Annotated in this window: 27 protein-coding genes; 15 read left to right on the top strand and 12 right to left on the bottom strand. The window is 70.7% G+C overall.

Annotation, left to right across the window (positions count from 1 at the left end; all coding sequences use genetic code 11):
- Positions 1–11: 11 nt before the first annotated feature.
- The gene (locus tag AB0389_RS14645) at positions 12–3,503 is read right to left on the bottom strand and encodes a BTAD domain-containing putative transcriptional regulator (protein WP_366395738.1); all 3,492 of its coding nucleotides are present in this window, start codon (positions 3,501–3,503) and stop codon (positions 12–14) included.
- A gap of 305 nt (positions 3,504–3,808) precedes the next feature.
- Here AB0389_RS14645 and AB0389_RS14640 point away from each other — a divergent pair, with 305 nt between their 5' ends.
- A complete protein-coding gene (locus AB0389_RS14640; protein ID WP_366395737.1) occupies positions 3,809–4,612 on the top strand; it encodes a site-2 protease family protein in 804 nt (267 codons plus the stop codon).
- Positions 4,613–4,654: 42 nt separating this feature from the next.
- Here AB0389_RS14640 and AB0389_RS14635 read toward each other — a convergent pair whose 3' ends face one another.
- Positions 4,655–5,584 (bottom strand): SDR family oxidoreductase, encoded by a 930-nt coding sequence (locus tag AB0389_RS14635; protein WP_366395736.1) that lies wholly within the window; start codon positions 5,582–5,584, stop codon positions 4,655–4,657.
- Positions 5,585–5,998: 414 nt separating this feature from the next.
- On the opposite strand from AB0389_RS14635, the gene AB0389_RS14630 reads away from it, so the two are divergent.
- Complete coding sequence (locus tag AB0389_RS14630; protein ID WP_366395735.1) at positions 5,999–7,219, top strand: RNA-guided endonuclease TnpB family protein; 1,221 nt, start codon at positions 5,999–6,001, stop codon at positions 7,217–7,219.
- 68 nt (positions 7,220–7,287) lie between these two features.
- On the opposite strand, the gene AB0389_RS14625 is transcribed toward AB0389_RS14630, so the two are convergent.
- Both AB0389_RS14625 and npdG read right to left on the bottom strand, forming a co-directional pair.
- Entirely contained in the window at positions 7,288–7,470 is a 183-nt protein-coding gene (locus tag AB0389_RS14625; RefSeq protein WP_366395734.1) for a hypothetical protein, read from the bottom strand.
- Between the two features lie 206 nt (positions 7,471–7,676).
- A complete protein-coding gene (gene npdG, locus AB0389_RS14620; RefSeq protein WP_366395733.1) occupies positions 7,677–8,447 on the bottom strand; it encodes an NADPH-dependent F420 reductase in 771 nt (256 codons plus the stop codon).
- Between the two features lie 94 nt (positions 8,448–8,541).
- On the opposite strand from npdG, the gene AB0389_RS14615 reads away from it, so the two are divergent.
- Both AB0389_RS14615 and AB0389_RS14610 read left to right on the top strand, forming a co-directional pair.
- Entirely contained in the window at positions 8,542–9,228 is a 687-nt protein-coding gene (locus AB0389_RS14615; RefSeq protein WP_366395732.1) for a hypothetical protein, read from the top strand.
- 106 nt (positions 9,229–9,334) lie between these two features.
- Positions 9,335–10,651 (top strand): MFS transporter, encoded by a 1,317-nt coding sequence (locus tag AB0389_RS14610; RefSeq protein WP_366395731.1) that lies wholly within the window; start codon positions 9,335–9,337, stop codon positions 10,649–10,651.
- Positions 10,652–10,655: 4 nt separating this feature from the next.
- On the opposite strand, the gene AB0389_RS14605 is transcribed toward AB0389_RS14610, so the two are convergent.
- A complete protein-coding gene (locus AB0389_RS14605) occupies positions 10,656–10,979 on the bottom strand; it encodes a hypothetical protein (RefSeq protein ID WP_366395730.1) in 324 nt (107 codons plus the stop codon).
- A gap of 58 nt (positions 10,980–11,037) precedes the next feature.
- Here AB0389_RS14605 and map point away from each other — a divergent pair, with 58 nt between their 5' ends.
- Both map and AB0389_RS14595 read left to right on the top strand, forming a co-directional pair.
- Positions 11,038–11,895, top strand: coding sequence for a type I methionyl aminopeptidase (gene map / locus AB0389_RS14600; RefSeq protein WP_366395729.1), 858 nt, complete (start codon positions 11,038–11,040; stop codon positions 11,893–11,895).
- 167 nt (positions 11,896–12,062) lie between these two features.
- The gene (locus tag AB0389_RS14595) at positions 12,063–12,755 is read left to right on the top strand and encodes a biliverdin-producing heme oxygenase (protein WP_366395728.1); all 693 of its coding nucleotides are present in this window, start codon (positions 12,063–12,065) and stop codon (positions 12,753–12,755) included.
- A 157-nt stretch (positions 12,756–12,912) separates the two neighbouring features.
- On the opposite strand, the gene AB0389_RS14590 is transcribed toward AB0389_RS14595, so the two are convergent.
- The 5 genes from AB0389_RS14590 to AB0389_RS14570 form a co-directional block, all read right to left on the bottom strand.
- Positions 12,913–13,203 (bottom strand): helix-turn-helix transcriptional regulator, encoded by a 291-nt coding sequence (locus AB0389_RS14590; RefSeq protein WP_366395727.1) that lies wholly within the window; start codon positions 13,201–13,203, stop codon positions 12,913–12,915.
- An 11-nt stretch (positions 13,204–13,214) separates the two neighbouring features.
- Complete coding sequence (locus tag AB0389_RS14585) at positions 13,215–13,613, bottom strand: type II toxin-antitoxin system RelE/ParE family toxin (RefSeq protein WP_366395726.1); 399 nt, start codon at positions 13,611–13,613, stop codon at positions 13,215–13,217.
- A gap of 59 nt (positions 13,614–13,672) precedes the next feature.
- On the bottom strand, positions 13,673–14,326 hold the full coding sequence (locus tag AB0389_RS14580; protein WP_366395760.1) for a PhzF family phenazine biosynthesis protein: 654 nt from the start codon (positions 14,324–14,326) through the stop codon (positions 13,673–13,675).
- Positions 14,327–15,024: 698 nt separating this feature from the next.
- A complete protein-coding gene (locus tag AB0389_RS14575; RefSeq protein WP_366395725.1) occupies positions 15,025–15,471 on the bottom strand; it encodes a DUF6082 family protein in 447 nt (148 codons plus the stop codon).
- Positions 15,468–15,992, bottom strand: coding sequence for a hypothetical protein (locus AB0389_RS14570; RefSeq protein ID WP_366395724.1), 525 nt, complete (start codon positions 15,990–15,992; stop codon positions 15,468–15,470). Before AB0389_RS14570 ends, AB0389_RS14575 begins: the two co-directional genes overlap by 4 nt.
- Before the next feature lie 387 nt (positions 15,993–16,379).
- Here AB0389_RS14570 and AB0389_RS14565 point away from each other — a divergent pair, with 387 nt between their 5' ends.
- The 9 genes from AB0389_RS14565 to AB0389_RS14525 all read left to right on the top strand — a co-directional run bounded on the left by AB0389_RS14565 (position 16,380) and on the right by AB0389_RS14525 (position 24,128).
- A complete protein-coding gene (locus tag AB0389_RS14565) occupies positions 16,380–17,222 on the top strand; it encodes a helix-turn-helix transcriptional regulator (RefSeq protein WP_366395723.1) in 843 nt (280 codons plus the stop codon).
- A complete protein-coding gene (locus AB0389_RS14560; RefSeq protein ID WP_366395722.1) occupies positions 17,204–17,416 on the top strand; it encodes a DUF397 domain-containing protein in 213 nt (70 codons plus the stop codon). The genes AB0389_RS14565 and AB0389_RS14560 overlap by 19 nt, the downstream gene beginning before the upstream one ends.
- An 89-nt stretch (positions 17,417–17,505) precedes the next feature.
- A complete protein-coding gene (locus AB0389_RS14555) occupies positions 17,506–18,057 on the top strand; it encodes a GNAT family N-acetyltransferase (protein ID WP_366395721.1) in 552 nt (183 codons plus the stop codon).
- A 31-nt stretch (positions 18,058–18,088) separates the two neighbouring features.
- Positions 18,089–18,571: a hypothetical protein gene (locus tag AB0389_RS14550; protein WP_366395720.1), complete on the top strand. Its 483-nt coding sequence runs from the start codon at positions 18,089–18,091 to the stop codon at positions 18,569–18,571.
- Positions 18,568–19,734 carry an epoxide hydrolase family protein gene (locus AB0389_RS14545; RefSeq protein WP_366395719.1) on the top strand — a complete coding sequence of 389 codons (1,167 nt, stop codon included), beginning with the start codon at positions 18,568–18,570 and terminating at the stop codon, positions 19,732–19,734. The genes AB0389_RS14550 and AB0389_RS14545 overlap by 4 nt, the downstream gene beginning before the upstream one ends.
- Positions 19,735–19,877: 143 nt before the next feature.
- Entirely contained in the window at positions 19,878–20,219 is a 342-nt protein-coding gene (locus AB0389_RS14540; RefSeq protein ID WP_366395718.1) for a helix-turn-helix transcriptional regulator, read from the top strand.
- On the top strand, positions 20,216–21,178 hold the full coding sequence (locus tag AB0389_RS14535; RefSeq protein WP_366395717.1) for a hypothetical protein: 963 nt from the start codon (positions 20,216–20,218) through the stop codon (positions 21,176–21,178). Before AB0389_RS14540 ends, AB0389_RS14535 begins: the two co-directional genes overlap by 4 nt.
- 22 nt (positions 21,179–21,200) lie before the next feature.
- Positions 21,201–22,103: a phosphatase PAP2 family protein gene (locus tag AB0389_RS14530; protein ID WP_366395716.1), complete on the top strand. Its 903-nt coding sequence runs from the start codon at positions 21,201–21,203 to the stop codon at positions 22,101–22,103.
- Positions 22,104–22,220: 117 nt separating this feature from the next.
- Complete coding sequence (locus tag AB0389_RS14525) at positions 22,221–24,128, top strand: LamG-like jellyroll fold domain-containing protein (protein WP_366395715.1); 1,908 nt, start codon at positions 22,221–22,223, stop codon at positions 24,126–24,128.
- Positions 24,129–24,244: 116 nt separating this feature from the next.
- Here AB0389_RS14525 and AB0389_RS14520 read toward each other — a convergent pair whose 3' ends face one another.
- Positions 24,245–24,682 carry a VOC family protein gene (locus AB0389_RS14520; protein WP_366395714.1) on the bottom strand — a complete coding sequence of 146 codons (438 nt, stop codon included), beginning with the start codon at positions 24,680–24,682 and terminating at the stop codon, positions 24,245–24,247.
- Between the two features lie 149 nt (positions 24,683–24,831).
- Positions 24,832–25,689, bottom strand: coding sequence for a LysR substrate-binding domain-containing protein (locus AB0389_RS14515; RefSeq protein WP_366395713.1), 858 nt, complete (start codon positions 25,687–25,689; stop codon positions 24,832–24,834).
- Positions 25,690–25,714: the final 25 nt, after the last annotated feature.

The raw sequence follows: 25,714 nt of genomic DNA, 5'->3' as shown, positions 1-25,714 counted from the left end.
CTGACCACACGTCACCCGCCGGAATCCCCCGAATCAGGTGATTCCCCGGGACCGGGTGATTCCTCGGGACCGGGCGATTCCCCGGGACCGGCGTCGGGATCGACGAGGGCGGCGGCGGCCTCCAGGGACAGCCGTCCGCCCTCCGCCAGCGCCTCCTCGTACCCGGCGGGGTCGAGGAGGGGCTCCACCATCCGCAGCGCCCCCCGCAGGATGGTCCGCTCGACGAACGTACGGAAGTGCCGCTCGGGCAGCAGCGCCTCGTACGCGCCGATCAGCACGGCGGCGGTCCTCGGGTCGGGTGCGACGCCGTCCGGGCGAACGCTGTCCGGACTGACGCCGTCCCCGGAAGCGGTGGAGGCGAGGCCGCCCAGGGCCCAGGCCGCCGTCAGCAGATGGAGCGCGGACATCTCCGGGGCGACCATCAGCGTCAGCGGTGTCATCGCCAGCTTCTGGGCCCGGCGCGCCTCGGTGAGCGCCTCGGCGTACTGCCCCTCCGAGCAGTTCAGCCACGCGTACAGGCCGTGCACAAAGCCCTCGAAGACGGCCACTGTCTCGGTGCGCAACAGTTCAAGCACCAAGGCCAGTTGCTCGCGGGCCTCGGCCACACGGCCCATGTTCCCCAGCCACATCGCGAAGAAGAGCCGCGCGGCCGGCATCGCCTGCTGCGAGCCGTCGCCGTACTCGGAGATGACGTCACGGATCATCCGCTCGCCCTCCTCGCCCCGGCCCGTCTCGAACATCGTCGCCGCCAGCCGGGTCCGCAACAGCGCCACCTGGCTCTGCGCGCCCAGCTCCTGGGCGATACGGACGGCCGCCGCGTAGTCCTCGGCCGCGAGGGCGTGCTCACCGGCCCTCTCCCGGGCCTCGCCCCGGGCGGAGAGCGCCTCGGCCGCGCCCCACGTGTCGCCGAGCCGCCGGTAGATCCCCAGACTGCGGTCGGCGTCCCGGCTCGCGTCACCCGCCCAGATGCTCCGGTTCGCCAGGATGTTGGCCCGCAGGTGCAGAGCGGCGGCCAGCTCCCATACGAAGCCGTAGCGCTCGCAGGCCCGCACGGTTTCGTTCAGGGCGAGGGTCAGCTCGTCGGCGTCACCGGTGAACATGATCGCGAAGTACCAGAGCATGCCGGGGAACCGGCAGGTCTGGGGCAGGCCGGGCGCGTAGGCCTCGGCGACGGCCCGCAGCCGCTCCATGCCCTCGGGCAGCATCAGCTCCCCGCGCCCGTGATCCGAGCTGACCATTTCGATCAGCCGGACCTCGCGACGCGCCTCCATGAGCATCTCGGGCGCCATGGGCGGCGGCGCGTCCGTACAGCGCGCCATGAGCGGCACCGCGGGCCGGACGGGCCTGGCGAACGGGTCGGGTCCCAGGCCGGCCGCCGCACGCGCCCACAGCTGGGCGTCGCCCCGCAGATCGAGCATCTGCCAGTACCAGGCGAGGGAGAGGACGAGACAGAGCGCCTCCTGCTCGTCGCGCTCGTCGACGGCACGGCGCAGCGCGGCACGCAGATTCCCCGACTCCACACGGAAACGGGCGATGGCGGCGTGCTGGCCGAACCCACGCAGCTCCGGGTCGGTCGTCCGGGCCAGCTCCCGGTAGTACACCAGATGGCTGCGCTCGGTGACGGCGCGCTCCCCTGCCTCGTCCAGCCGCTCGGCGGCGTACTCCGCGACGGTCTCCAGCAGCCGGTAGCGCATGTCCGCGCCGTCGGGGGCGGGAGCGGAGACGACGAGGGACTTGTCGATCAGGGAGCCGAGGTGCTCGGCGACATCGCGGGACGCGACACCACCCTGTACGCCTTCGTCGTCGGCGCACACCTCTTCCGCCGCCGTCAGCCCACAGCCGCCCGTGAAGACGGACAGCCGCCGCAGCACGGCGCGCTCCGGGGCGTCCAGCAGCTCCCAGGACCAGTCGACGACGGCGCGCAGGGTCTGCTGGCGCGGCAGTACGGTCCTGCTGCCGCCGGTCAGCAGGCGGAACCGGTCGTCGAGACGGTCGGCGATCCGGCGCGGGGTGAGCATCCGCAGCCGGGCGGCGGCCAGTTCGATGGCGAGCGGCAGCCCGTCGAGCCGCCGGCAGATCTCGGCGACGGCCTCGGTCTCGCCGGCCGGATCGAAGTCGGGCCGTACCGTACGGGCCCGCTCCGCGAACAGCCGGTGCGCCGGATCGGGCGGCAGCGGCCCCACGGGGCGCACCACCTCGCCGGGCACGCCGAGCGGCTCCCTGCTGGTGGCCAGGACGACCAGCCCGGGGCAGTGCGCCAGCAGCTCGTGGACGAGGGCGGCGGCGGCCTCGATCACATGCTCGCAGTTGTCGAGGAGCAGCAGCATGCGGCGGCGCCCGCAGTGCTCGACCAGCCGGACGAGCGGTTCTGTGGCGTGCCGGTCCACGCCCCGCAGCTCCTCGGCCCCGGCGGCGCCGCGCAGCACGGTCTCCCGGGCGCCGAGCGCGGTCAGTACGGCCTCGGCCACGGTCTCCGCGTCCTTCACGGGCGCCAGCTCGGCCAGCCACACCCCGTCCGGCCACTGCCCGGCCACCGTCTCGGCGGCCTCCTGCGACAGCCGCGTCTTGCCCGCGCCACCGGGCCCCAGCAGGGTGACGAGCCTGGCCTGCCCGAGGTCGCCCCGGATGGCCTCGATGTCGCTCTCGCGGCCGACGAAGCTGGTGAGCCGGGCCGGGAGGTTGCCGGAGGGGGTGAGGGCGGGGGTGGGTGCGGGGGCGGATACGGCGGGGGCGGCCGGGGGCGTACGGTCCGTACCGCTGCTGCTGCCGCTGCTGCCGCTGCCGCTGCCGCCGAGCAACTCCCCGTACAGAGAGCGGAGTTCCGGGCCGGGGTCCGTGCCGAGCCGGTCGGCCAGGGCGCGGCGGACCTCCTCGTACGCGGCGAGCGCCTCCGCCGGGCGGGACGCGTCGCGCAGCGCGCGGATACGGAGCGCCTGGAGCCGCTCGTCCAGCGGGAAACGCCCGCACAGCTCGACCAGCTCGGGCAGCGCCTTCTCGGCCTCGCCGAGTACGAGGGCGGCGGTCAGCCGCGTACGGCGGGCGTCCAGCCGCCGCGTCTCCCACCGGGCGGCCTCGGCCGTACGGTCGGGAAGGTCGGCGAGGGCCGGCCCGCGCCAGAGCGCGAGCGCGTCGTCGAGCAGGCCCGCCGCCTTGACCGCGTCCCCCTGCGCCAGACAGCGCGCCCCCTCATCCGCGAGGGTGCCGAACCGGTGGATATCGACATCCTCCGCACCGGCACACAGCCGGTAACCACCCTCGTCCGAGGCCACAGCCGCGGCCCCCAGCGCCCGCCGCAACCGCCCGACCAGCGCCTGGAGCGCCCCCACGGCGTCGGCCGGCGGATCGGCCGCCCACACCTCGGTGACAAGCTCCCCGACCGGGACCGTACGGCCGGGCCGCAGCGCGAGCACGGTCAGCAGCGCGCGCAGCCGTGTGCCGCCGAGGGCGGCGGGGGTGCCGTCGGCATGAAAAGCCCGGGTGGTGCCGAGGACGGAAACACGCATCCGTCCATTGTCGGTGACGGCGCTCAGAGCGATCGCCCCGCATCCCCGGAAGCACCGGCTCCGCGTCGGACATCGGCTTCACGTCGGACACCGGCTCCGGATCGAGCACCGGTTCCGTCGTACATGACCTTCCACAGCGCCGCCATAGGTACAGCATTCCTGGAACTCGCGGCCATAAGCGAGACGTTTTTGACATGCGTGTGCGCGTGTCGCTCGCGGCGCCCGCACCGGCTGTCCGGCTGTACCGTCGGTCGGGCACGACCGTCGGCCTCACCATCGCACCATCGATCGCGGGAGATCCACTCATGACCACCGCCATCCGGAAGAGCGACCGGCGCGTCTCCCCCGTGTTCCTGGGCATCGCCGCCGTCACGGCCGTCTCGGGGTGGGCCGTCTGGACGGACTACGCGGCGAGCCTCGGCGTCGCCGTCTTCCTGTTCGTCACGGGCTGCTGGATCGTCTCGCTCTGCCTGCACGAGTACGCCCACGCGCGCACCGCGCTGCACAGCGGTGACATCACGATCGGCGCGAAGGGCTATCTGACCCTCAACCCGCTCAAGTACACGCACGCGCTGCTGAGCATCGTGCTGCCGGTAATCTTCGTGATCATGGGCGGCATCGGCCTGCCCGGCGGGGCGGTCTTCATCGAGCGCGGCCGGATCCAGGGCCGGTGGAAGCACAGCCTGATCTCGGCGGCGGGCCCGCTGACGAACGTCCTGTTCGCGCTCGTCTGCACCGCCCCCTTCTGGCTGCACGCCCTGGACGGCGTCCCGACGGCCTTCCGCTACGCCCTCGGCTTCGTCGCCCTCCTCCAGGTCACGGCGGCCATCCTCAACTTCCTCCCGGTGCCGGGCCTCGACGGGTACGGCGTGATCGAGCCGTGGCTCTCGTACAAGGTCCGCCGCCAGGTCGAACCCTTCGCGCCGTACGGCCTGCTGGTCGTCTTCGTCCTGCTCTTCTTCATCCCGGAGGTCAACGCGGCCTTCTTCGACGCGATCCACGCCATCCTGCGCGGCCTGGGCGTATCCGAGCTGGACAGCTACTGCGGCCGCAATATCTTCAGTTTCTGGATGAGCCGGGACCAGTTCGCCTGCGGAGCGGCGGGGTAACGGCAGGACAGCGGCGGGGTAGTAGCGGGGCCCAACGACGGCTCAGCGGTAACCGGTCACGTCGGCGGGCTTGCCTGGCCCCTGGACCTCGGCCAGGTAGCGGAACGCGTCCGGCCGGCTGCCGTCGAGGTCGGAGAAGCCGTACTCCAGGGCGAGTTGGCCGCTGGAGAGCGAGCCGCCGTTCCAGCGGGCCACCTCGGGATCGGCGGCCAGGGCGGCGACGGCACGGCCGACGTAGGACGGCGTCTCGGAGATCGCGAAGTGCGGTTCGGCCGCGAGCGCGTCCCGCCAGGTCTCCTCGGTCACCCCGAAGTGGTCAAGCATCAGCTCCGAGCGCAGCCAACCGGGCGTGAGCGCCACGGCGGTGGCACCGCGCGGTCCCAGCTCGTGGCCGAGCGAGAAGCCCATCCGGAGCACGGCGGCCTTGGCGAGGTCGTAGAAGAACGAGTCGCGGTAGGTCTTCCCGTTGTACTCGGCGGTGCCGTCGGTCATCTCGACCACCAGCCCGCCCGGGGTACGCAACAGCAGCGGGAGCGCGTGGTGGCTGGTGATCGCGTGCGTCTCGACGGCGAGCCGGAGCAGCCGCAGACCGTTGTCGAGGTTGTGCTCCCAGAGCGGCGTGTCCCACTCGACGAGGAGTTCACCGCCCCAGATGTCGTTGACGAGGATGTCCAGCCGCCCCTGCTCGGCCTCGATACGGTCCACGAGGGACCGGACCCGCGCCGGTACGAGGTGATCGACCGGCACGGCGATCCCCCGGCCACCGGCGGCGGTGACGAGGTCGGCGGTGTCCTCGATGACCTCGGGACGGTCGTACTCGGAACGCTGCCCACGCGTACTGCGGCCGGTCACATAGACGGTGGCCCCCGCCGCCCCCAGCGCCACGGCGATCCCGCGACCGGCGCCTCGGGTCGCACCGGCGACGAGCGCGACCTTGCCGGCGAGTGGGGGGTGAGGGTGTGCTGCTGACATGGCTGTCTCCGTATCCAGGACTGCTGGTGCCACTGGGGCTACCCACGACCGATGCATTGATGGTGTCCCGGAAACCGGACAACTTCTGTCGCCTTTTTCGATTACCTCAGCGGTAATCGACGCCCCTCACGGGACGCGGCATGGTGATCAGGTCCAGTCCCGCACCGGAGAGAGGAACCCACGTTGTCCGTATACGAGGACGCCATCCAGCGCTACCGGAACTAATCGCAGTGCACCGGGCTTCAGCCCGGTGGTGAAGCGATTCTGAGAAGTGCTCTGACCTGCTGGTCGGAGCGGACGGGGGTGCTGCTCGATTTACGAAAACCACATGAGCGTGCGGGGCGAAAGTACGGTGACGGCCAGTACGAATGTTCTGATATTCGATCATAAGCCGACTGTTGTACGGTGATTGTCGTGCAGCTTCGATACTCCTTCCGCCTCTACCCGAACGGGCCTCAGCGCGCTGCGCTGGCCCGGGCGTTCGGGTGCGCGCGAGTGGTCTACAACGACGCACTGCGCGCCCGTGAGACCGCGCGTGCTGCCGGTGGGGTGTTTCCGAAGACCGGGGACCTGTCGAAGCTGCTGATTACCGAGGCGAAGAAGACCGGTGAACGCGGGTGGCTGGGCGAGGTGTCCGCTGTTGTGCTCCAGCAGTCGTTACGGGACCTGGATACCGCGTACCGGAACTTCTTCGACGGGCTGAAGGGCAAGCGCCCGCGGATGGGTGTGCCGCGGTTCAAGACCCGTAAGGACAGCCGGCAGGCCGTGCGATTCACCGCGAACGCCCGGTGGAAGATCACGCCGGGTGGTGACCTGTCCCTGCCGAAGATCGGTGAGGTGCGGGTGAAGTGGTCCCGGGCTCTGCCGTCGGTGCCGTCCACGGTGAGTGTGGTCAAGGACGCGGCCGGGCGGTACTTCGCGAGCTTCATCGTGGAGACAGGCCCCGAAGAGACGCTGCCCGCGACCGGGCAGGTCGTCGGTATCGACCTCGGGCTGACCCACTTCGCCGTCCTCTCGGACGGCACGAAAATCGAATCCCCGCGCTTTCTGCGCCGGGCGGAGAAGAAGCTGAAGCGGGAGCAGCGCCGTCTGTCCCGCAAGGCCAGAGGCTCCCGCAACAGGACGAAGGCCAGGGTCAAGGTCGCCCGTGCTCATGCGCGGGTGGCCGACGCGCGGCGTGAGTTTCACCATCAGCTCTCCACACGGATCATCCGCGAGAACCAAGCGGTGGCGGTGGAGGATCTGGCGGTGAAGGGACTTGCCCGTACGCGCCTGGCCAAGTCTGTCCATGATGCGGGCTGGTCGGCATTCGTGGCGATGCTGGAGTACAAGGCCGCCCGGTATGGGCGCGCCCTTATCCGGATCGGGCGGTTCGAGCCGACCTCTCAGGTCTGCTCGCAGTGCGGCGTCAAGGACGGCCCGAAGCCTCTCGACGTACGCGTGTGGCGGTGCCAGGCGTGCCATGTGTGGCTGGACCGGGACATCAACGCGGCGGTCAACGTCGCCAAGGCCGCCGGACTGGCGGTCACGGCCTGTCGAGCGCAGGTAAGACCGGGACCTGTCCCGGCACAGCGCGAAGAAGCAGGAACCCACCGAGACGGTCAGCCGACCGTGGCAGGAATCCTCTCCCTGTAGGGAGAGGAGCGGAAGTCAATTCACCGCCTGGAACGCCACCGCCTCCGGCATGCACCCGGCCGCCGCCGCTAGCTCGCTGTCGTACCGCCCGTGAGCTTTGCCTTGCGGAAGTAGTACCAGCCCATGTTGGAGGACAGGCCTGCCAGCAGTACCCACACGATGCCGAGCCAGTTGCCCTGGATAAAGGAGACCACAGCCGCCGCGATGGCCAGGGCGCAGACGGCGAGGGCGTACAGGGCTAGACGGGGCATGGAGGCGGCTCCTGTCGGGGTTCTCCGGAGTCCGGGGGTCCGGGTCCGGTGCGGTGACCGGATCCGGTGCGGTCCGGTGCGGTCCGGTGCGGCGCGGGGTGCGGTCGTACGGGTCCAGTGTCCCCCATGCCTTCCGCCTCCCCACGCCCGCACCCGCACCGGCACCCGCCCAGGCACGCGCACATGCCACCCGCCACCCGCCCCGGCTACACGTCCGTGATGCGCAGGCCCGCGTGTGCCTTGTAGCGGCGGTTCACCGAGATCAGGTTGGCGACCAGCGACTCGACCTGGTGGGCGTTGCGCAGCCGGCCCGCGAAGACGCCGCGCATGCCCGGGATCCGGGATGCCAGCGCCTGTACGAGGTCCGTGTCGGCGCGTGCCTCGCCCAGGACCAGCACATCGGTGTCGATCCGCTCCACCGACGGGTCCTGGAGCAGTACCGCCGAGAGGTGGTGGAAGGCGGCCGTCACCCGGGAGTCCGGCAGCAGCAGGGCCGCCTGCTCGGCGGCGCTGCCCTCCTCCGGCTTCAGGGCGTACGCGCCCTTCTTGTCGAAGCCGAGCGGGTTGACGCAGTCGATGACGAGCTTGCCCGTCAGCTCCTCCCGCAGGGACTCCAGGGTTTTGGCGTGGCCGTCCCACGGTACGGCCACGATGATCACGTCACTGCGGCGCGCGCACTCCGCGTTGTCGGCGCCCTCGACCCCGTTGCCCAGCTCCGTCGCGGCCGTTTCGGCGCGCTCGGCCGCGCGGGAGCCGATGATCACTTTCTGTCCGGCGAGCGCCAGCCGGTACGCGAGGCCACGCCCCTGGTCGCCCGTTCCGCCGAGTACGCCGACGACCAGTCCCGATACGTCCGGGAGATCCCAGGGGTCCTTGGCCGCTGCCTTGGCCGGCGCCTTGGCGGGTGCCTGGGCAGGTGCCTGGGCAGGTGCCGCGACCGGTGCTGTGGGTGTGCTGCCGCTGTCCGTTGAAGTCATGAACCCGACCCTACCTACCGGCAAACGGTCACGTTCGAGTGAACTCCCGCCGACCCGCCACGCCCCTCACTCCCCTGCGGCAGGATGCGGCCCCATGGATGCCGTACGTGTCGCACTGCTCCGCGAAGTCCTCGCCGGAACGGAATGGCCGGCCGCGGCCCGGCGGTTCGCGGGTGCCCTGCGGGCCTCCGTAGTGCCGCAGGGCGGCGGGCTGCTGCTGGTCGGGACTGCGGCGTACGAGCCCTGGCACCTGGCCGCGCATCTCGTCGACGAGGCCGCCTGGTCCGGGCAGCCGGAGCTGAATCCGACGCTGGTACGGCACCGGGTGCGCCCCGGGGACCCCGCGCACCTGGCCGTCGGCCTCGGCCGGCTCGAAGCGGCGGGCCGGGGTGAGACGCTGCTGATCGTGGCGCCCGAGCGGCCGGACGGCGGGCTGCTGGAGCGCGTGCGCGACGCCCGGCGCGCCGGTGCGACCGTACTGTCCCTGGACGGCGGGGACTCCGAGGTACGCGGCCTGGCGCACGACGCGCTGTCCGTGCTCCCGCCGGTTCCACCGGTCCCACTGGTCCCACTGGTCCCGCCGGTCGCCACGGCCACGGCGGACGCAGGAACAACAGCCACCCACCCGGCCCACGGCGTCGACCTCGACACCGTGCAGCACCTCGTCTCGGCGGCCACCGGCGAGAACAGCCTCCCCGCCCCGCGCGGCCGGCGCCGCTTCCAGGACCGGCTGTCGCGGCTGGCGGACCAGCTGACGGCGCCGCCCCCGTCCCGCTGGTGAACCGTCCCGAGCCGTCCCGAAGCAGCTCCGAGCCGCCTCGAAGCCGTCCCGAGCCGTCCCGAAGCCGCTTGCCTTTCCCCCTCCCCACAATCGAATATGGCACCTCGTGACCAGAACACTCGGCGCGATCCTGCCCGACCTCACCCCCTTCCGCTCCTCCCGGGAATTCCGGTTGCTCTGGGTGCAGGGGCTGGTGACGTTCTTCGGCAGCTCGATGGCCATGATCGCGCTGCCCCTCCAGATCAAGGACCTCACCGATTCCCCGCTCGCGGTGGGCGCTATGGGCGCCGTAGAGCTGGTGCCGCTGATCGTCTTCGGGCTGTACGGCGGCGCCCTGGCCGACGCCACCGACCGGCGTCGCGTCATCCTCCTTACGGAGGCCGGGCTCGGCCTGCTCGCCGTCGTACTCCTCATGAACGCCCTGCTGCCCGAGCCCGCGCTCTGGCCGCTGTACGTGGTCGCCGCCGGCGTCTCCGCGCTGGCCGGGCTGCAACGGCCCGCGCTGGACTCGCTGCTGGCCCGGATCGTCCCGCACGACCAGCTCACCGCCGCCGCCGCGCTCAACTCGCTGCGCTGGCAGATCGCGGCCGTCGCGGGCCCGTCGCTGGCGGGTGTGGTCGTGGCGTACGCGGGCACGGCCACGGCGTACGCCATCACGATCGTCGGCTTCGTCGCCTCTGTACTAATGTGCCTGCGTCTGTCACCCGCGCCGCCCTCCGGGGAGGCCGACAGCCCGTCGCTGCGCTCGATCGTGGACGGCGCGCGGTACGCGTGGAGCAAGCCCGTCCTGCTCGGTACGTACGTGATCGACCTGGGCGCGATGTTCTTCGCGTTCCCGCTGGCGATCTTCCCGTTCCTCGCACAGGACCTGGACGCCCAGTGGGCGCTGGGTCTGATGTACGGCGCGATCCCGCTGGGGTCCATTCTGGTGAGCCTCACCAGCGGCTGGGCCTCGCGGGTCCGGCGGCACGGCCTGATGGTGGTGTTCGGCGCGGCGGGCTGGGGGCTGGGGATCGCGGTGGCGGGCTGGATGTCGAACATCTGGCTCGTACTGCTCTGTCTGGTGGTGGCGGGCGGCGGCGACGCGATCAGCGGCCTGGGGCGCGCCACGATCTGGAACCAGACCATCCCGGAGGAGTTCCGGGGCCGGCTCGCTGGCATCGAGGTGCTCTCGTACAGCTGCGGTCCGCAGCTGGGGCAGGTACGGGCGGGTGCCATGGCGGGCTGGACCGGTACGCGCACCGCCGTCTGGAGCGGCGGGCTGGCGTGCGTGGCGGCGGTCGGGCTGCTGTCGGCCGTGGTGCCGAAGCTGCTGACGTACCACGCGGACACGGACGAGGACGCGCTGCGCCGCCGCGCTCAGAAGGAGGCGGCGGACGCGGCGGGGGCGGCGGGCTCGGCCGAGGCGGCCGGGACCGCGTAACGGCTTACGAGCCGCTGCCGGTGCCCGTACCTGTACCCGTACCCGTACCTGTACCCGTATCCGAGTCGCCCGCGTCGCCCGAGCCGTCCGCGTCGTCCGCGTCGTCACCCTCGGCGGTCTTCGACGCGTCGTGCCACTTGGGGTCCGTCTCCCACTCCAGGTTCCGGTCCTGGGCGGTCTGCATCGCGTGCGCCGCCGCCTCCGGGGTCGGGTACGGGCCGAAGCGGTTCAGGGCCGGGCACTCGGGGCCCTCCTCGACCTTCTGGTGCTTCAGGCAGTAGTACCACTCGCCGGGCTTGCCGACCGTGCGCTTCTTGAACAGGGCCATCATCGGCTCCTTCCCTTGACGCCATGCTGCCCCACGACCGCTCGTTAGACTCGCTGGCATGTCTGGCCAGTCACTGCTCGTACCGGGGCAGCTCTCTCCCGTCCGTTCCGTTCCCGGAAAAATCCGGCGCCCCGAGTATGTCGGGAAGCCCGCTCCTACCCCGTACAACGGGCCGGAAGTGCAAACCGCCGAAACGATCGAGCTGATGCGGATCGCCGGGCGCATCGCCGCGCAGGCGATGGAGGAGGCCGCGAAGCACATCGCGCCGGGGGTGACCACGGACGAGCTGGACCGGGTCGCGCACGATTACATGTGCGACCACGGGGCGTACCCCTCCACCCTCGGTTACCGGGGCTTCCCCAAGTCGCTCTGCACCTCGGTCAACGAGGTCATCTGCCACGGCATCCCCGACTCCACCGTGCTGCGCGACGGCGACATCATCAACCTGGACGTCACCGCGTACATCAACGGGGTGCACGGCGACAACAACGCCACCTACTTCTGCGGAAACGTCGACGAGGAGTCGAAGCTCCTGGTCGAGCGGACGCGCGAGTCGCTGGACCGTGCCATCAAGGCCGTCAGGCCCGGCCGCCAGATCAACATCATCGGGCGGGTCATCGAGTCGTACGCGAAGCGGTTCGGCTACGGCGTCGTCAGGGACTTCACCGGGCACGGGATCAACTCGTCCTTCCACTCCGGGCTGATCATCCCGCACTACGACAGCCCGCACGCCACGACGGTCATCCAGCCCGGGATGACGTTCACCATCGAGCCGATGCTCACCCTCGGTACATACGAGCACGACATGTGGGCGGACGGCTGGACGGTGGTGACGAAGGACCGCAAGCGGACCGCGCAGTTCGAGCACACGCTCGTGGTGACGGAGACGGGTGCGGAGATTCTCACGCTGCCCTGAGGTTGCCGGAGGGTGAGGGCGGGGTAGGTTTTTTACCGACAGGACGTCGGAAACCATTGACTTAGGTAAACCTAAGTAAGAGTATCGGTCCTGGCGGCGACGCGTGTCGCCGCCGTTCGGCCGGCATTCGCCTGCTCCCGTCCCCATTCGGTCTCCGGAGGCCCGCCTTGGACGCAACCGCTACCGCCCCGCACACGTCCGCTCCCACGCCCACTCCTTTCTCCACGCTCATCCGTGTCGCGTCGCACGCGCAGCACACCGAGGCGGAGACATCGAGCTTCATGAGCGATCTGCTGGGCGGCCGGCTCGGCGTGGACGCGTACACGCGCTACACCGAGCAGCTGTGGTTCGTGTACCGCGCGCTGGAGAGCGCGTCGGAGACGCTGCGTAACGACCCGGTGGCCGGCCCGTTCATACAGCCCGAGCTGGCCCGCACCGCCCAGCTGGAGCGCGACCTCGCGCATCTGCGCGGCGGTTCCGACTGGCAGGAGGGCCTGGTGCCGCTCCCCGCGACCGCCGCGTACGCCGCGCGGGTCGAGGAGTGCGCGCGGACCTGGCCGGGCGGCTTCGTGGCCCACCACTACACGCGCTACCTCGGAGACCTCTCGGGCGGCCAGATCATCCGGGACAAGGCCGAGAAGACGTGGGGCTTCGAGCGCAAGGGCGACGGGGTCCGGTTCTACGTCTTCGAGGAGATCACCAACCCGGCCGCGTTCAAGCGGGGTTACCGGGAGCTGCTGGACGCGGTGGCGGCCGACGATCTGGAGAAGCAGCGGATCATCGACGAGTGCAAGCGGGCGTTCGACTTCAACGGGGCGGTCTTCCGCGAGCTGGGTGAAGAGTTCCCGCTGAGCGCGTAGGCCGGCGGAGCCGGCGGGTGCGGGGTGCGGGCCCGTAGGTGGCGCGGGCCCGCCGACGGGCGCGGGCCGCGAAGACCTCCGGCATTGCGCCGGGGGTCTTCGCCGCTCGACAGGCGAAGACCGGATCGGGAAACCGGCCCAGCGGCCAGGAAGGCACTCACAGCCGTACGGACAAGTTCCCCACTGTGGCCATTATGGTCAGCTCGCCACCGATCGCATGCAGGTACGCGGCCATGGTCGAGGTGTCCAGACGCGCGGCGCCCCGCTCGATCTGGCTGACGCGCCCCTGCGTGACTCCCATCGCCGCGGCGACCTGGACCTGCGTGAAGCCCTGGGCCTTGCGGAGACTGGCAAGTTCGTAGCCGCGCTCCTGGTCAACCATATCGGCCTTGATGGCCTCGATACGTTCGCGCTTCTCGGGCGTAATGTCGGCCGTCAGGTCGGCCATGGTACCGAGTTTCATCTGCCCTGCCCTTCCTTCTTCTCCTGCTCCAGAGCCTCAAGGTAGGCCGTGTACTTGCTGTCCGCCTCTTTGATCGCCCTGGGGTACCAGGCCGCCCACTGCCGTCCGGCCGCCTTGTTGCCCGCCACCAGGAAGATGGCCCGCCGCTCGGGGTCGAAGACAAAGAGCATCCGGATACTCACCGTGCCACCGTTGCGCGGACGCAGCTCCCTCATGTTCCGGTAGCGGCTCTTTTCGATCGCCCCCACCGTCGGACGGCGGAGCGCCGGACCTACGTCCTGGAGCCGCTCCAGGGCGGCCATTACGTGCAGATGGTTCTCGGGGTCCTCCTTGGCGAGCGTCCTGATCCAATCCAGCACGTCACCGAAGAACCGCAGCTCATAGGGTTCACCCACACCAATAGATTAGCACAGGCTAATATTCTGAGCAAGCGCCGCGTCGCCCAGGTAAATGGTCAAGGTGCCGTGAGCAGCCGGACCCGGCCGCCGATCTCGATCGTTCCGTCCGGTCCTGGCGCCGTGATCAGCTGCGATCCCCGGCCCTGGGTGATGTTCAGCGCGCGGCCCAGCCGCGCCGTGAGCAGCAGCGCCGCCGCGCCGGTGGCCTCGTCCTCCACGATGCCGTCACCCCGGCGCGGGAAGGCGCGGGCCCTGACGCGGCCCGCCGCCTCGTCCTCCCAGGCCCACGCGTAGAGCCAGCCCTCACCGGGCGGCGGCGCGGGCAGCGCGTCGATCTCGGCGGCGGATCCGTACTGCTGGAGCGTGCGCGGCGGCGCCCACTCCGCGCGGGCGGTGATCCACGTGAACTCGCCGTCCTGGCGGACCCACACCTCCCCCGCCGGCGGGTTCACCACCTCCAGATCGAGCAGCCAGCCCACCCCGACGAGCGGATGCCCGGCGAACGGGAGCCGCAGTCCCGGCGTGTAGATGTCGACCACGCCGAGATCGGGGTCGTCGACGAACACGGTCTCGCTGTAACCGAGTTGGGCGGCAATCGCCTGCCGGTCCGCCCGGTCGGGGTGGTACCGCCCCTCGCGGACGACGCCGAGCGTGTTGCCGTGCCGCCCGTCGGCAGCGCAGAAGACGCTGAGGACGTCGAGGTCAGAGATGTCAGCCACCCGGGCATTCAAACACGGTGGACGGCGGAGCCGTCGGGTCTGTGGTTTGTGGTCTGTGAGGGCCGAGCCCCGGTGACCGCGTGCGGGTTGCCGCCGGGCGGGGCGGGGTCGCCTCCCGGCGAGGGGCCGTGGTCCGTCTTGGGCTCAGCCCGGTGCGTACGTGCGGGTCGTCGCCGGGCGGGGCGGCGTAGCCGCCGGGGCTGTGCTCTGTGGGCCGAGCCCGGTAACCACGTGCGGGTCGTCGCCGGGGTCCCCTCCGGGGGCACGCGCCCGGACTGCACGATTTACGCCGCGTGGCGGGCCGGAACACACAGCGCGGGTCTCGCTCAGCGGCACAAATCGCGCTTTACGTCCGGACACATACCCCCTGCGGTGCCCCCTTCACCACCCGTCACAACCCCCGCGCCCCACGCCCGACCGCGACGGCCAGGGCGAGGATCCCGAGGACGGCCCCCAGCGTGACCGCCACGGCTTCCAGCCGCCTCACGAGGCGGGCCGGTGCGCGGCCCGGTGCGGGTGACGCCGGATCTCCACATTACGGTCACTCACACCGGACAGGTCCCCGGAACACCGCGCCTCCTCCCGCCGCACCCCCAGCCCCGTACACACCTCGCACCCGGCCACCGGCACGGGCTCCAGCCCCGGAAGCCCAAGCCGAGGAGCCTCGCCCATGATCCACTCCGAGCCGCTCACGACGCCTCCCGGGCAGCGCACCAGTCGTCGTACGCGTCATCGAAGAGCCGCACGAACCGCCGGTCCGCCCGGTCCCGTACCTCCCCGAGCAGTGTGTGCCGCGCGTACTCCCACGCAGCCCGATTCTCCGGATGCCGCATGAAATCCGCCGCCACACGCCGGATCGCACCCGAGGCAACCGCGCCGGTCCGGTGCTGAAGAGACCACAGAAGTAACCAGCGCCGACAGTGCAGTTGATACGTACGCTCCTCAGCGGCGAACGCGGCCAACGACGCCCACAACGCGGCCAACGCCGGATGCTGCTCGTCATCGGCCATGAGCCGCGCGTGCATCTCACCGGTGACCAGCCGACACCGTTCACGGTGCTGCCGCACACCGAGCGCGATCTGCACCACACCGACCGCCGAAACCGCGAACAGAGCGAGAGGGACTGCGGACTTCATACGAAACCTTCCATATGTGGGACACGCGGTGGGGTGGACGACCGGGCATGCCGCCGCCGGCGCGTACGTCGGAACGGCCACCACCAGCGCCGCCGACGCCGCCGCCGACCTCTGACGCCACACTCGACGACCGACAGCTCCGGCAGCGCGGTCGGTACGGTGGTGAGGGTGTAACGGCCCGACGCATCCGCCGCGCTGACGATCAGCCGGTCACCGCACACCAGCTGCCGCCGCGCCGCGTCCTGCTGCCCGTGGTCGTCACACCACGCCCGCAACACCGAGGGAACGTGGGGCACTTGAGCCCCCACGGGTACGGGCACGAGCACCGGCCCGGAGTACGCCACCCACGCCGCGTACGGGTCGGGGTCGAGCCCGTCGGCGATCCGGTACGCCTGCCCCCGCAGCCAGTGAAGGGCCCCCTCGGGCGTATACGTCCGCCGCGCGCCCAGCACCACCCGCACCACAGTCCCGTTCACCGGGCCCTCGGCCACCACGGTCGACACGTACACCCGCCCGTTCACGGCGCCGACCCGCAGCTCTCGGCGGGACCACCGGAACCAAGTCGCCTGCGGTGGGGGTGCGTTGCGATCCGCTCGTCACACTCCTCGACGGTCGCCTCCCCGATCCCCCGCCGCGCGTTCTCGCGCCTCCGCGCCCACCAACGGCACAACTCGCAACCGGCGACGGGTTCAGGAGCACTTGCTTGAGGCTCGTACATTTGGCTACTTGTCGCCATTGGCCCGCTCCTTCTCCCGAACCGGTGGTTCGAGACCTGACCCGTGAACTACGTTGCGTGTTCGGACAGCTACGAGAATGCACCGCGAGATTGGCTCAATAGCTGTCGACAAGGAGCCGCTGCACCGCTCCCGTCCGCCCGTTCAACGTGCCCCCACAGGAGGTCAGCACAGATGGCAGGAAGAAGGATCATCACGGGCCGAAGCCAGGAACCGCGTCTGCGGTTCAGCGAGGAACTGGGCCTGCTGCGCGAGCAGAAGAAGCTCAGCCTGCGGAAACTGGCCGAGGCCCTGGGTTGGGACCACTCGCTGTTCGGCAAGATGGAGACCGGCGACAGCCTGGGCAGCGCCGAGGTAGTGCAGGCGCTGGACCAGTACTACGGAACGGCTCCCATGCTGCTGACGCTGTGGGAACTGGCCATGGCGGACCCGTCGCAGTTCCGTGAGCGCTACCGGAGGTACATGATTCTTGAGGCAGAGGCAGTCAGCCTCTGGCACTTCGGAGTCAGCGTCCTGCCGGGTCTGCTCCAGACGAAGGGATACGCGAGGGCTGTTCTCGCGGCGGACCGCATCAACGGCCCTGAACTGGAGCAGCAGGTCGAGGCGCGCATAGGGCGTCGTGCGTTGCTGGAAGGTGAGAACCCGCCGCACTTCCGCACGATTCTGTCCGAGGCCGTGCTGCGCTCGCCATTGCCAGATAGGGAGGAGTGGCGGGAGCAGCTTGAGCATCTCCTCACGATGACCGAGCGCACCACAATCGCCCTGCAAGTACTGCCGCTTGCTATCGGACCACACGGCTTGGACAGCACCAACGTCATGTTCCTGAATGCGCCGGACGGCAGCACAGTGGCATACACAGAGAACGCGCTCCGTGGTGACCTCATCGAACAACCGACACCGGTTCAGCAACTGCAACTCCGGTACGATGCGGTGCGTGACCTGGCCCTGTCACCGGCCGAGTCGCGGAAGTTCATCACGCAGATGTTGGAGGAGGTCTCGTGGGACCCGTCGACCTGAGTACCGCCGTCTGGCACAAGAGCACATACAGCAATTCGTCCGGTGGCGAGTGTGTCGAGGCCGCCAGCAACTTCCCCGGCACCGTACCCGTACGGGACTCCAAAAACCCCCAAGGACCGGCACTCCACTTCCCCACCCCGGCCTTCACCACCTTCATCCAGGCCGTCCAGTCGGACACCTTCACCACCCGCTGAGCCCACCTCAGCACCCCGGGCCCCGCCACTCGCACACTGCTTGACGCGAGTGACGGGGCCCGGTCGCGTTCGCGTGGCAGAGTGGATTCGTGGTGAAGTTCACAATCCGTCCGGCCCGCGCAGAGGACAGCGACGCGGTCCGAGACATCGTCCTCGCCCGCTCGACCTGGCTGGAGGAGCGCGGACTGCCGAGCTGGCGTGCTGACGTGGACCTCGTCAGCACGCAGACGACGAACCCCGACGGGGCCATGTACGTACTGGAAGCCGACGGCCGGCCGGTCGGCTGCACGACCGTAACCGATACGACTCCCCCCATGGCCTGGACCGAGGAGGAGCTGGCCGAGCCGTCGCTCTACCTCTACACCACCATCACCCACCCAGAGACGGCCCGCCTCAAACCCGGCACCCTCATCGCCCTGTGGGCCGTCGACCGCGCCGCGCGGGAGGGCAAGCTGTGGGTCCGTCGTGGGTGCCGGTTCCCCGGCCTGGTGACGTACTACGAACGGCAGAACTTCACCGTCGTTCACACCATGCAGAAGACCCACGGTCCCATGTACCTCATGGCCCGCCGTGCCGAGCGCATCGATGATCTCGAAGACCGTTTCAACGGGCCGCCCAGATCGCGGGTCAAGCTACCTTGACGTCAAGGTGGCCTGACGAGACACTCGGGGCATGCCGACACCCGATGACCTTGAGCGTCAGTACACGCTGCTGACCGCGGTCTCGCGCTACGACGCGTTGCGGACGCGCGACGCGCTCGCGACGCCGTACGGCGCGGACGAGGACGAGGGCGCGGCGGGGGATGCGACCCCGACCGCGCCCCCGGCCGCGCCGCTCGATCCCGACGCGGCGCCGCTGACGCGCGGTGAGGCCCTGGAGGCGCTCGGGCTGGGGGAAGTGATCGCGCGCAAGGCCGGTTACGGACGTCAGTTGTCCGTCCGGTCCGCGCGTCGGGCAGGGGCGTCGTGGTCTCAGATCGGTGCCGCGTTGGGCACCAGCAAGCAGGCGGCCTGGGAAGCGCACAACCGGTGGATCGACGAGCAGGCCAGGCAGCAGGAGGACCCGGGGCACTGGGGCTGGGACGAGAACGACATCGCTGCCGCGCGCACGCTCGCGGGCGAGCCGGATGAGGGGGATGAGGGGGACCGCTCATGAACGAGGACGACGCGCTCGCGGCGGTACGTCACTTCGAACTCAGCGTTCCTCAGGCCGCCCTGGATGATCTGGCGGCCCGGCTGGACGCCACGCGGTGGCCGGACGAGTCCACGGGTCCCGGCTGGTCGCAAGGGGTGCCGCTCGGCTACGTGAAGGAGCTGGCCGCCTACTGGCGTACCGCGTACGACTGGCGGGAGCAGGAGGCGCGGCTGAACCGCGTCCCGCAGTTCATCACCACGATCGATGGGGCGGACGTTCACTTCCTGCACGTCCGCTCCCCCGAGCCGGACGCGCTGCCGCTGCTGATCACCCACGGCTGGCCGGGGTCCGTAGTGGAGTTCCTCGACGTCATCGACCCCCTCACCGATCCACGCTCGCACGGTGGTTCGCCGGGCGACGCCTTCGACGTGGTGGTCCCCTCCATTCCGGGGTACGGCCTCTCCGGGCCGACCCGAGGGCCCGGGTGGGACATCCCTCGGGTCGCGGGCGCCTGGGCCGAGTTGATGCGGCGGCTGGGGTACAGGCGCTACGGTGCGCAGGGTGGTGACTGGGGGCATGCCATCACTCTGGAGCTGGCCGCCCTCGCCCCGGAGCAGGTCGTCGCGATCCATCTGAACACCCTGCTGACCCTGCCCCCGGACGATCCCGCCGTGGCCGCCGAACTCACCGAGGCGGATTGGGCCCGCCTGAACCGGCTCCTTGAGGCGGAGCCCGAGATGTCGGGGTACGCCAAGATCCAGGGGACGCGCCCCCAGACGCTGGCCTACGCGCTGACCGACTCTCCGGTTGGGCAACTCGCGTGGATCGTCGAGAAATTCATGGAGTGGACGGACAGCGACAGCCGGCCCGAGGAGGCGGTGTCCCGCGACCGGCTGCTGACCAATGTGATGCTCTACTGGCTCACCGCGACCGCCGGATCCTCCGCTCGTCACTACTGGGAGGCTGCCCATCCGTCGCGGCCGGCGCGTACCGGGCGCCCCGCCACGCCCACCGGCGTCGCGGTCTTCGCGGCCGATGCCGCCCGCCCGGTCAGGCGGCTCGCCGAGCGCGATCACCACATCGTCCACTGGTCCGAACTGCCCCGGGGCGGCCACTTCGCCGCGATGGAGCAGCCCGGCCTCTTCACCACCGACGTCCGTACCTTCTTCCGGTCCTTCCGCTGACGTCCACGCCCTGACGTCCACGCCCAGATGTCCCCGCTCGGACGTCCACGCTCGGACGTCCCCGCTCCACCGCCGATCCTCCGTGGCAGAACGGTGACAACAGGCCGACGGATATATTTCGTGGCTCGATATATGCTCGCCGTATGACACGCCAGAAACCGTCCCTGACGGAACCGCAGTACTTCATCCTCGCGGCGCTCATGGATGGGCCGTTGCACGGTTACGGCATCATCAAGGCCGCCGAGCAGGCCACCGACGGGCGGCTTCGGATCGCTGTCGGGACCCTCTACGGCGCGCTGGAGCGGATGGAGCGGGCCGGGCTGGTGGTCGATGATCATGAGGAGATCGTGGACGGGCGGGCGCGGCGCTACTACCGGCTTACCGGGGACGGTACGGCGATGCTCGCGCAGGAGGCGCTGCGGATGCAGCAGGCGGCGGCCGTGGTCATCGGGCGGGCGCGGGATGCCGGGGTGTCGCCGGCATGAACCGTGTGCTGCTCGCCGTCTATCCCGAGCCCCACCGTTCCCGGCAGGGGGAGGAGTTGCTGGGCTGCCTGGCCGAGGCGTATCCCGGCCGGTCCTGGCCTCCGCCGCGGGAGTTCGTCGCCCTGGTGCGGGGCGGGGTGCGGGCGCGTGCGCGGGCCGTTGTGGACGATACGGGCCGGCCGTGGTGGCTGGATGGCATCCATCTGACCGCTCTCGCCCTCGCCGCGCTGGCGCTGGTGCCGTATCTGCAGGATGTGTGGCACTGGGCGCTGCGCATCGATCCGGGCATGCACGCCATCGCGTTCCGCTTCTCCGGCTGGTACCCGTGGGCGCAGGGGCCCGGTACGCGGACGCGGCTTCTGCCGTACGGGCTGCTGCCGCTGGTCTGTCTGGTCGCCCTGCTGCGCGGCAAGGCGTGGATCGCGCTGCCGGCCGCGGTGGCGATGGTCTGCGCCGGTGCCACGTTCAACACCACGACGCTCTTCGGCGACGAGGGCAAGGTGGGCATGGGCTACTACGGTCTCGGCGCCCCGATCACGGCCCGTGACCTGGCGCTGTCGGGGGCGCTGGTCGCCGCGTGTGCCGTGCTGGCCGCCCGCCGGCCCGGCCGGCTGCGGCGTCACTCGTACCGCTGGCTGGTCCCCGTCGCGCTCGCCATGTTCGTGGCCGGGGGGCTGCACATCACCGCCGTCAGTCCGGCCTTCCAGCGCGGCCTGTTCGCCGTCGAAGTCGGCGCGCTGCTCGCCGCGTGGGTGGCGACGGCCGCCACCGGGGACTACCGGTGGCTGGTCCCGGTCGCGGTGTTCGCGCTCGTCCGCACGCAGGCGATCGTCGACCGGCCGAACTGGTTCATGGCGTCCCTGCCTGACCTGGTCGTCCTCCTCCTCCTGATCGCGCCCCTCCCCGTCCTGGTGATTGCCGCCCAGCGCCGGCAGGACCGCGCACTGCTCGGACACTGAAGAGAAAACAACGATGACTTCGATGACAACAGCGACAACACAGCAGCGGCTGCGGGCCCGGATCTCGGCTCCGCTGTGCCTCCTTGGGTTTCTGGCGGTCTATCTGATCGCCGTCCGTACCCCGTTCGGGCAGCGGGCGGAGAACTCCCTGTTCGGCGCGGGAGAAGTCGGCGCCAAGCCGGCCTGGATCTACGACTGGTCGGGGGCGGCCTACGGCTCGTCGGCCCTGCCGCCGCTGGAGCACACCGCGATGCCCACCCTGCTCGTGGGCATGGCGGCCATCGCGATCGTCACTCTGGTACGCAGGTGCTGGTGGCAAGGGGTCGCGGCGATCGCGGTCGTCGTGGCCACGATGGGCGGCAAGGAAGTCGCCAGGATGATCCTGACCCGCCCCGATCTGGTCGGCGCGCGCGAGTCGCTCATCGAGTCGAGCTTCCCCAGTGGGCATGTGGCCATCCCCGCCGCGCTGGCCCTCGGCGCCGTCCTCGTCGCCTCCCCGCGCGTCCGCCCCTACGTCACCGTGGCCGGCATGCTGTGGATCGCCGTCATCGCCGCCGCCGTCCTGGCCACGTACCACCACCGGTCCAGCGATGTGCTGGGCTCCACGCTGCTGGCCTGCGCCTGCTACTGCCTCGCGGTCCGGCTGCTGCCGTCGGCCCACGCACCGGCCCACGCACCGGGCGACGCGACAGTCGACACACCCGGCGACGCACCGGCCGACACACCGGCCGACGCACCGGGCGTTACGCGGCACTCTCGTACGCTGCCGGCGGTCGCCCTGGCGGTGTCGGCGGTCGGCGCGCTCCTCGCGGGCGCGCGGGACGACTCCCTCACGCAGTCGCTGGTCTTCGCGACGGCGGGCTTTCTGTGCGCGGCCCTGTTCTGGTTCACCACCACGCAGAGGCCCGCACGCACCGGGCGGTGAGCGCCGCCGCCCGCCCGAGGGCCGTATCGGCCACTGTTCAACTCTCCGCCGCCGTACGGCCACAGCCATTCACCACAGTTCGCTCTGGTCCCTCCCGTACTCTCACAGGAGTCAAGCATGAGCGCAGCAGAGCCCAACCGGCCTGACAGACGTGCCTTGTTGCAGGCCGCCGTCGCGATTCCGGCCGCCGGTGCGGCGGCCTCGGTGCTGGGCGCCGAGCCCGCACACGCACAGGCGGCGGCCTCCGCGGCCTCCGCAGGCGGCCGGTTCGACGTGTCGAGCCCGCGCTTCGGCCTTGCCGTACTGCCGGACACGCAGTATCTCTTCGACGCCGACAGCTCGGACCCCGAGCCGCTCCGGGCGACGTTCCGTTACCTGGCCGCCGAGCGCGAGAGCGGGAACATCGCGTTCCTGGCGCATCTCGGCGATGTCACCGAACACGGCACCGAGCAGGAGATCAAGCTCGCCGCCGAGACCTTCGGCGTCATCCACGGCAAGGTCCCCTACTCGGTGCTCGCCGGGAATCACGACATCAACGGCGGCACCGACCAGCGGGGTGACAGCGCCTACCTGAAGAGCTTCGGGCCCCGGCGTTACGCGAGCATGCCGACGTTCGGCGGAGCCTCGCCCGACGGGTACAACAGCTTCCATGTGATCCGGGCGGCCGGGCGGCAGTGGCTGGTCCTCGCCCTGGACTGGCGGGTCTCGGAGGCCGGTCTGCGCTGGGCGCAGGGGGTGCTCGACGCGCGTCCCACGCTGCCGGCCGTACTCACCACGCATGACCTGGCCTGGGCCGACGACCAGGGCGTCGCGCGGCTCTCCGACAACGGCACCCGCCTGTGGAACGGCATCGTCCGGGGCAACGACCAGATCTTCCTGGCCCTCGGGGGTCACTACTGGCCGCCGGGCCGTACGGTCCTGACCAACGACTCCGGCAACGATGTCCACGTCCACATCACCAACTACCAGGACCGCTACTACGGCGGAGCCGGGATGATCCGCCACTACGGCTTCGATCTGGCGCGGGGTGTGATCGACGTGGAGACGTTCTCGCCCTGGTTCCTCGCCCGGGACCCGGCGAAGAGGACGCCGCTGGAGGCCGAGACCATCGAACTGACCGGCCCCGTCGACCGGTTCACCCTGGACATCGACTTCGAGCGCCGCTTCTCCGGCTTCGCGCCGGTCGTGCCGCCGCGACCGCGCCCGGCCAAGGCCGTCATGCCGCGCGACACCGTGGCGTACTGGCGCTTCGACGCGTCGGGCGCCGCCGCGGCGGGCAGGGCGGGCAGCCCCGTCGCGACGGGCGCGGTGATCCGCGATCTGTCGGGACACGGCAACGGCCTCACCGCCTCCCGCCTGTCGAACAGCGGCCCCGAGGCGCTCACCTGGTCGGACGACCACCACCGGGGCCAGCCGGCGCACGCCAGTCTCCGCTTCGACGGCGGCAAGAACCCGAACCGGGGCGCCATCCTGACCACCTCCTCCCGAGCCCCCCTGAACTCCGAGAAATTCACCGCCGGTTACACCCTGGAGACCTTCATCAGGCTGCCGGAGCCCTTCGAGGGCGACCACGCCTGGATGGGCATCATGAGCTGGGAGGGCCGCAACGGGGACGCGGGCAAGACCACCGGCTGGTCCCCCGACGAGCCGACGTGCAGCCTCAACCTGTCGCCCGAGCGGTTCCTCCAGTTCGTGGTCTACCCGCACCGGCAGAACGCCGACCCGACCTCCTGGAGCCACGCCGTCCCCGTGGGCCGCTGGATGCACATCGCCGTGGTCAACGACGGCCGCCGCACCGTGATGTACGTGGACGGCTCCAGGATCGCCCGTAACCCCGCGCAGCCGTCGACCGGCATCGCCACCCTCGGCAAGCCCTTCGTCATCGGTGGCACTCAGTTCAACGAGGCCTTCGGCCAGGGCTTCTACGGCTGGATCGGTGACACGCGCATCGTCAAACGCGCCCTGAAACCGCGGGAGTTCATGACATCTGCCGCCCGGAGCCGGAACGGGAACGGGAACGCGTAGGCCGTTGGGGCCCGGGTCCGGGTGCCGAGTGCCGGGCGCCCGGTGTCATGTGTCCTGGAGTGCGTATGCCGCACTCCAGGACACAGCACAGGTCCCGCATGACCGGTAGCCCGCGCTCAGTCGAGGCAGAACTCGTTGCCCTCGATGTCCTGCATATTGAGGCACGACTCGTTGAATCCGTCGGCACGCAGCAGTTGCCCGCGTACGGCGCCGAGCGGGATCAGCCGGGCGCACTCGGCCTCAAGCGCGGCCAGGCGCTCCTCGCCCACGAGGCCGGTGCCGACCCGCACGTCGAGATGGAGCCGGTTCTTGGCGGTCTTGCCCTCGGGAACGCGCTGGAAGAACAGTCGCGGGCCCTCGCCCGAGGGGTCCACGCACGCGAACGCCGAACCCTGGCGCTCGGGCGGCAGGGAGCGGTCGAAGTCGCCCCAGGTGGCGAACCCCGGCGGTGGCGGCGGTACGACGTACCCCAGCACCTCGCACCAGAAACGGGCGACGCGCTCGGGGTCCGCGCAGTCGAAGGTGATCTGGACCTGCTTGATCGATGACGCCATCGGGACATCGTAGAGGCGGGTCCTGAGGTGGGGCGAACCATATTCGTCCGGCGAGCCGTATGCGTCCCGGCGGGCCGTACGCGTCCCGGCGAGCCGTATGCGTCCCGGCGCGTCGTACACGTCCCGGCGCGTCGTACGCGTCCCGCCGGTCAGGCGCGGTAGGCGGCCGTCGCGATCCGGACGAAGGAGCCGATCAGCGGATTCGCGTCGGCCTCGTTCCAGGCCACCACCACCCCGCTCGGGGCCATGTCGGTCAGGGGCACCACGGCCAGTTCCTCGGGGTGGTCGTGGCCGAGCGGGGTCATGCCGACCGTGCCGTTCCAGAGCACGGCCTGCATGCACTCCTGGACGGCGCGCACCACCGGCCCCTCCCTCGGCTCGCCGCCGCTCCAGTACGCCTGCCAGACGGGGTCGGTGCCCGCCGGGAACCGGAACCACTGCCGGTCCGCCAGGTCGGCCAGCTTCAGGGTCGCGCGGTGTGCCAGCGGATCGTCGGCGCGGAGCACCGCGCCCACCGGGTCGGCGCGCAGCCCGCGCACGCTCAGACCGGTCTCGTCGAACGGCCCCCTGGTCAGGGCGATATCGACCAGTCCGGCGCGCAGCCCGCAGGTCGGATCGGTCAGATCGGTCTCGCGGACGCGGACCTCGACATCCGGATGGAGCCGGCGGAAGGCGGCGGCCAGCCGCTTCGCGCCCGGGTCGGTGCTGTCGCCCAGGATGCCGACGGTGACGGTGACGGTCGCGGCGCCGGCCGCCGCCGCCACCCGTTCGCGTATCCGGTCGGCCCGGTCGAGCAGCGTACGTGCCTCGTCCAGCAGCACCGCCCCGGCCGGGGTGAGGGTGACACCGGCGGGCGAGCGGTGCAGCAGCACGGCGCCGAGGTCGCTCTCCAGCCGCTTGATCGCCCGGCTCAGCGGCGGCTGGCTCATGTGCAGCCGGGCGGCGGCGCGGCCGAAGTGCAGCTCCTCGGCGACGGCCACGAAATAGCGCAGCGTACGTACCTCCATGACCGGGGACGATACCCGTTCGGTA

The organism is Streptomyces sp. NPDC093109, from assembly GCF_040701725.1.
In the GTDB taxonomy this organism is placed as follows: domain Bacteria; phylum Actinomycetota; class Actinomycetes; order Streptomycetales; family Streptomycetaceae; genus Streptomyces.
Note: the sequence above shows the minus strand (reverse complement) of the source record. Positions and strands in the feature narration are given on the sequence as shown.

Excerpts from the sequence above, each read along its gene's own strand:
- AB0389_RS14645 (WP_366395738.1), bottom strand. The coding sequence starts at position 3,503 with ATGCGTGTTTCCGTCCTCGGCACCACCCGGGCTTTTCATGCCGACGGC.
- AB0389_RS14640 (WP_366395737.1), top strand. The coding sequence starts at position 3,809 with ATGACCACCGCCATCCGGAAGAGCGACCGGCGCGTCTCCCCCGTGTTC.
- AB0389_RS14635 (WP_366395736.1), bottom strand. The coding sequence starts at position 5,584 with ATGTCAGCAGCACACCCTCACCCCCCACTCGCCGGCAAGGTCGCGCTC.
- AB0389_RS14625 (WP_366395734.1), bottom strand. The coding sequence starts at position 7,470 with ATGCCCCGTCTAGCCCTGTACGCCCTCGCCGTCTGCGCCCTGGCCATC.
- npdG (WP_366395733.1), bottom strand. The coding sequence starts at position 8,447 with ATGACTTCAACGGACAGCGGCAGCACACCCACAGCACCGGTCGCGGCA.
- AB0389_RS14615 (WP_366395732.1), top strand. The coding sequence starts at position 8,542 with ATGGATGCCGTACGTGTCGCACTGCTCCGCGAAGTCCTCGCCGGAACG.
- AB0389_RS14605 (WP_366395730.1), bottom strand. The coding sequence starts at position 10,979 with ATGGCCCTGTTCAAGAAGCGCACGGTCGGCAAGCCCGGCGAGTGGTAC.
- map (WP_366395729.1), top strand. The coding sequence starts at position 11,038 with ATGTCTGGCCAGTCACTGCTCGTACCGGGGCAGCTCTCTCCCGTCCGT.
- AB0389_RS14590 (WP_366395727.1), bottom strand. The coding sequence starts at position 13,203 with ATGGCCGACCTGACGGCCGACATTACGCCCGAGAAGCGCGAACGTATC.
- AB0389_RS14575 (WP_366395725.1), bottom strand. The coding sequence starts at position 15,471 with ATGAAGTCCGCAGTCCCTCTCGCTCTGTTCGCGGTTTCGGCGGTCGGT.
- AB0389_RS14565 (WP_366395723.1), top strand. The coding sequence starts at position 16,380 with ATGGCAGGAAGAAGGATCATCACGGGCCGAAGCCAGGAACCGCGTCTG.
- AB0389_RS14550 (WP_366395720.1), top strand. The coding sequence starts at position 18,089 with ATGCCGACACCCGATGACCTTGAGCGTCAGTACACGCTGCTGACCGCG.
- AB0389_RS14545 (WP_366395719.1), top strand. The coding sequence starts at position 18,568 with ATGAACGAGGACGACGCGCTCGCGGCGGTACGTCACTTCGAACTCAGC.
- AB0389_RS14540 (WP_366395718.1), top strand. The coding sequence starts at position 19,878 with ATGACACGCCAGAAACCGTCCCTGACGGAACCGCAGTACTTCATCCTC.
- AB0389_RS14535 (WP_366395717.1), top strand. The coding sequence starts at position 20,216 with ATGAACCGTGTGCTGCTCGCCGTCTATCCCGAGCCCCACCGTTCCCGG.
- AB0389_RS14530 (WP_366395716.1), top strand. The coding sequence starts at position 21,201 with ATGACAACAGCGACAACACAGCAGCGGCTGCGGGCCCGGATCTCGGCT.
- AB0389_RS14525 (WP_366395715.1), top strand. The coding sequence starts at position 22,221 with ATGAGCGCAGCAGAGCCCAACCGGCCTGACAGACGTGCCTTGTTGCAG.
- AB0389_RS14520 (WP_366395714.1), bottom strand. The coding sequence starts at position 24,682 with ATGGCGTCATCGATCAAGCAGGTCCAGATCACCTTCGACTGCGCGGAC.
- AB0389_RS14515 (WP_366395713.1), bottom strand. The coding sequence starts at position 25,689 with ATGGAGGTACGTACGCTGCGCTATTTCGTGGCCGTCGCCGAGGAGCTG.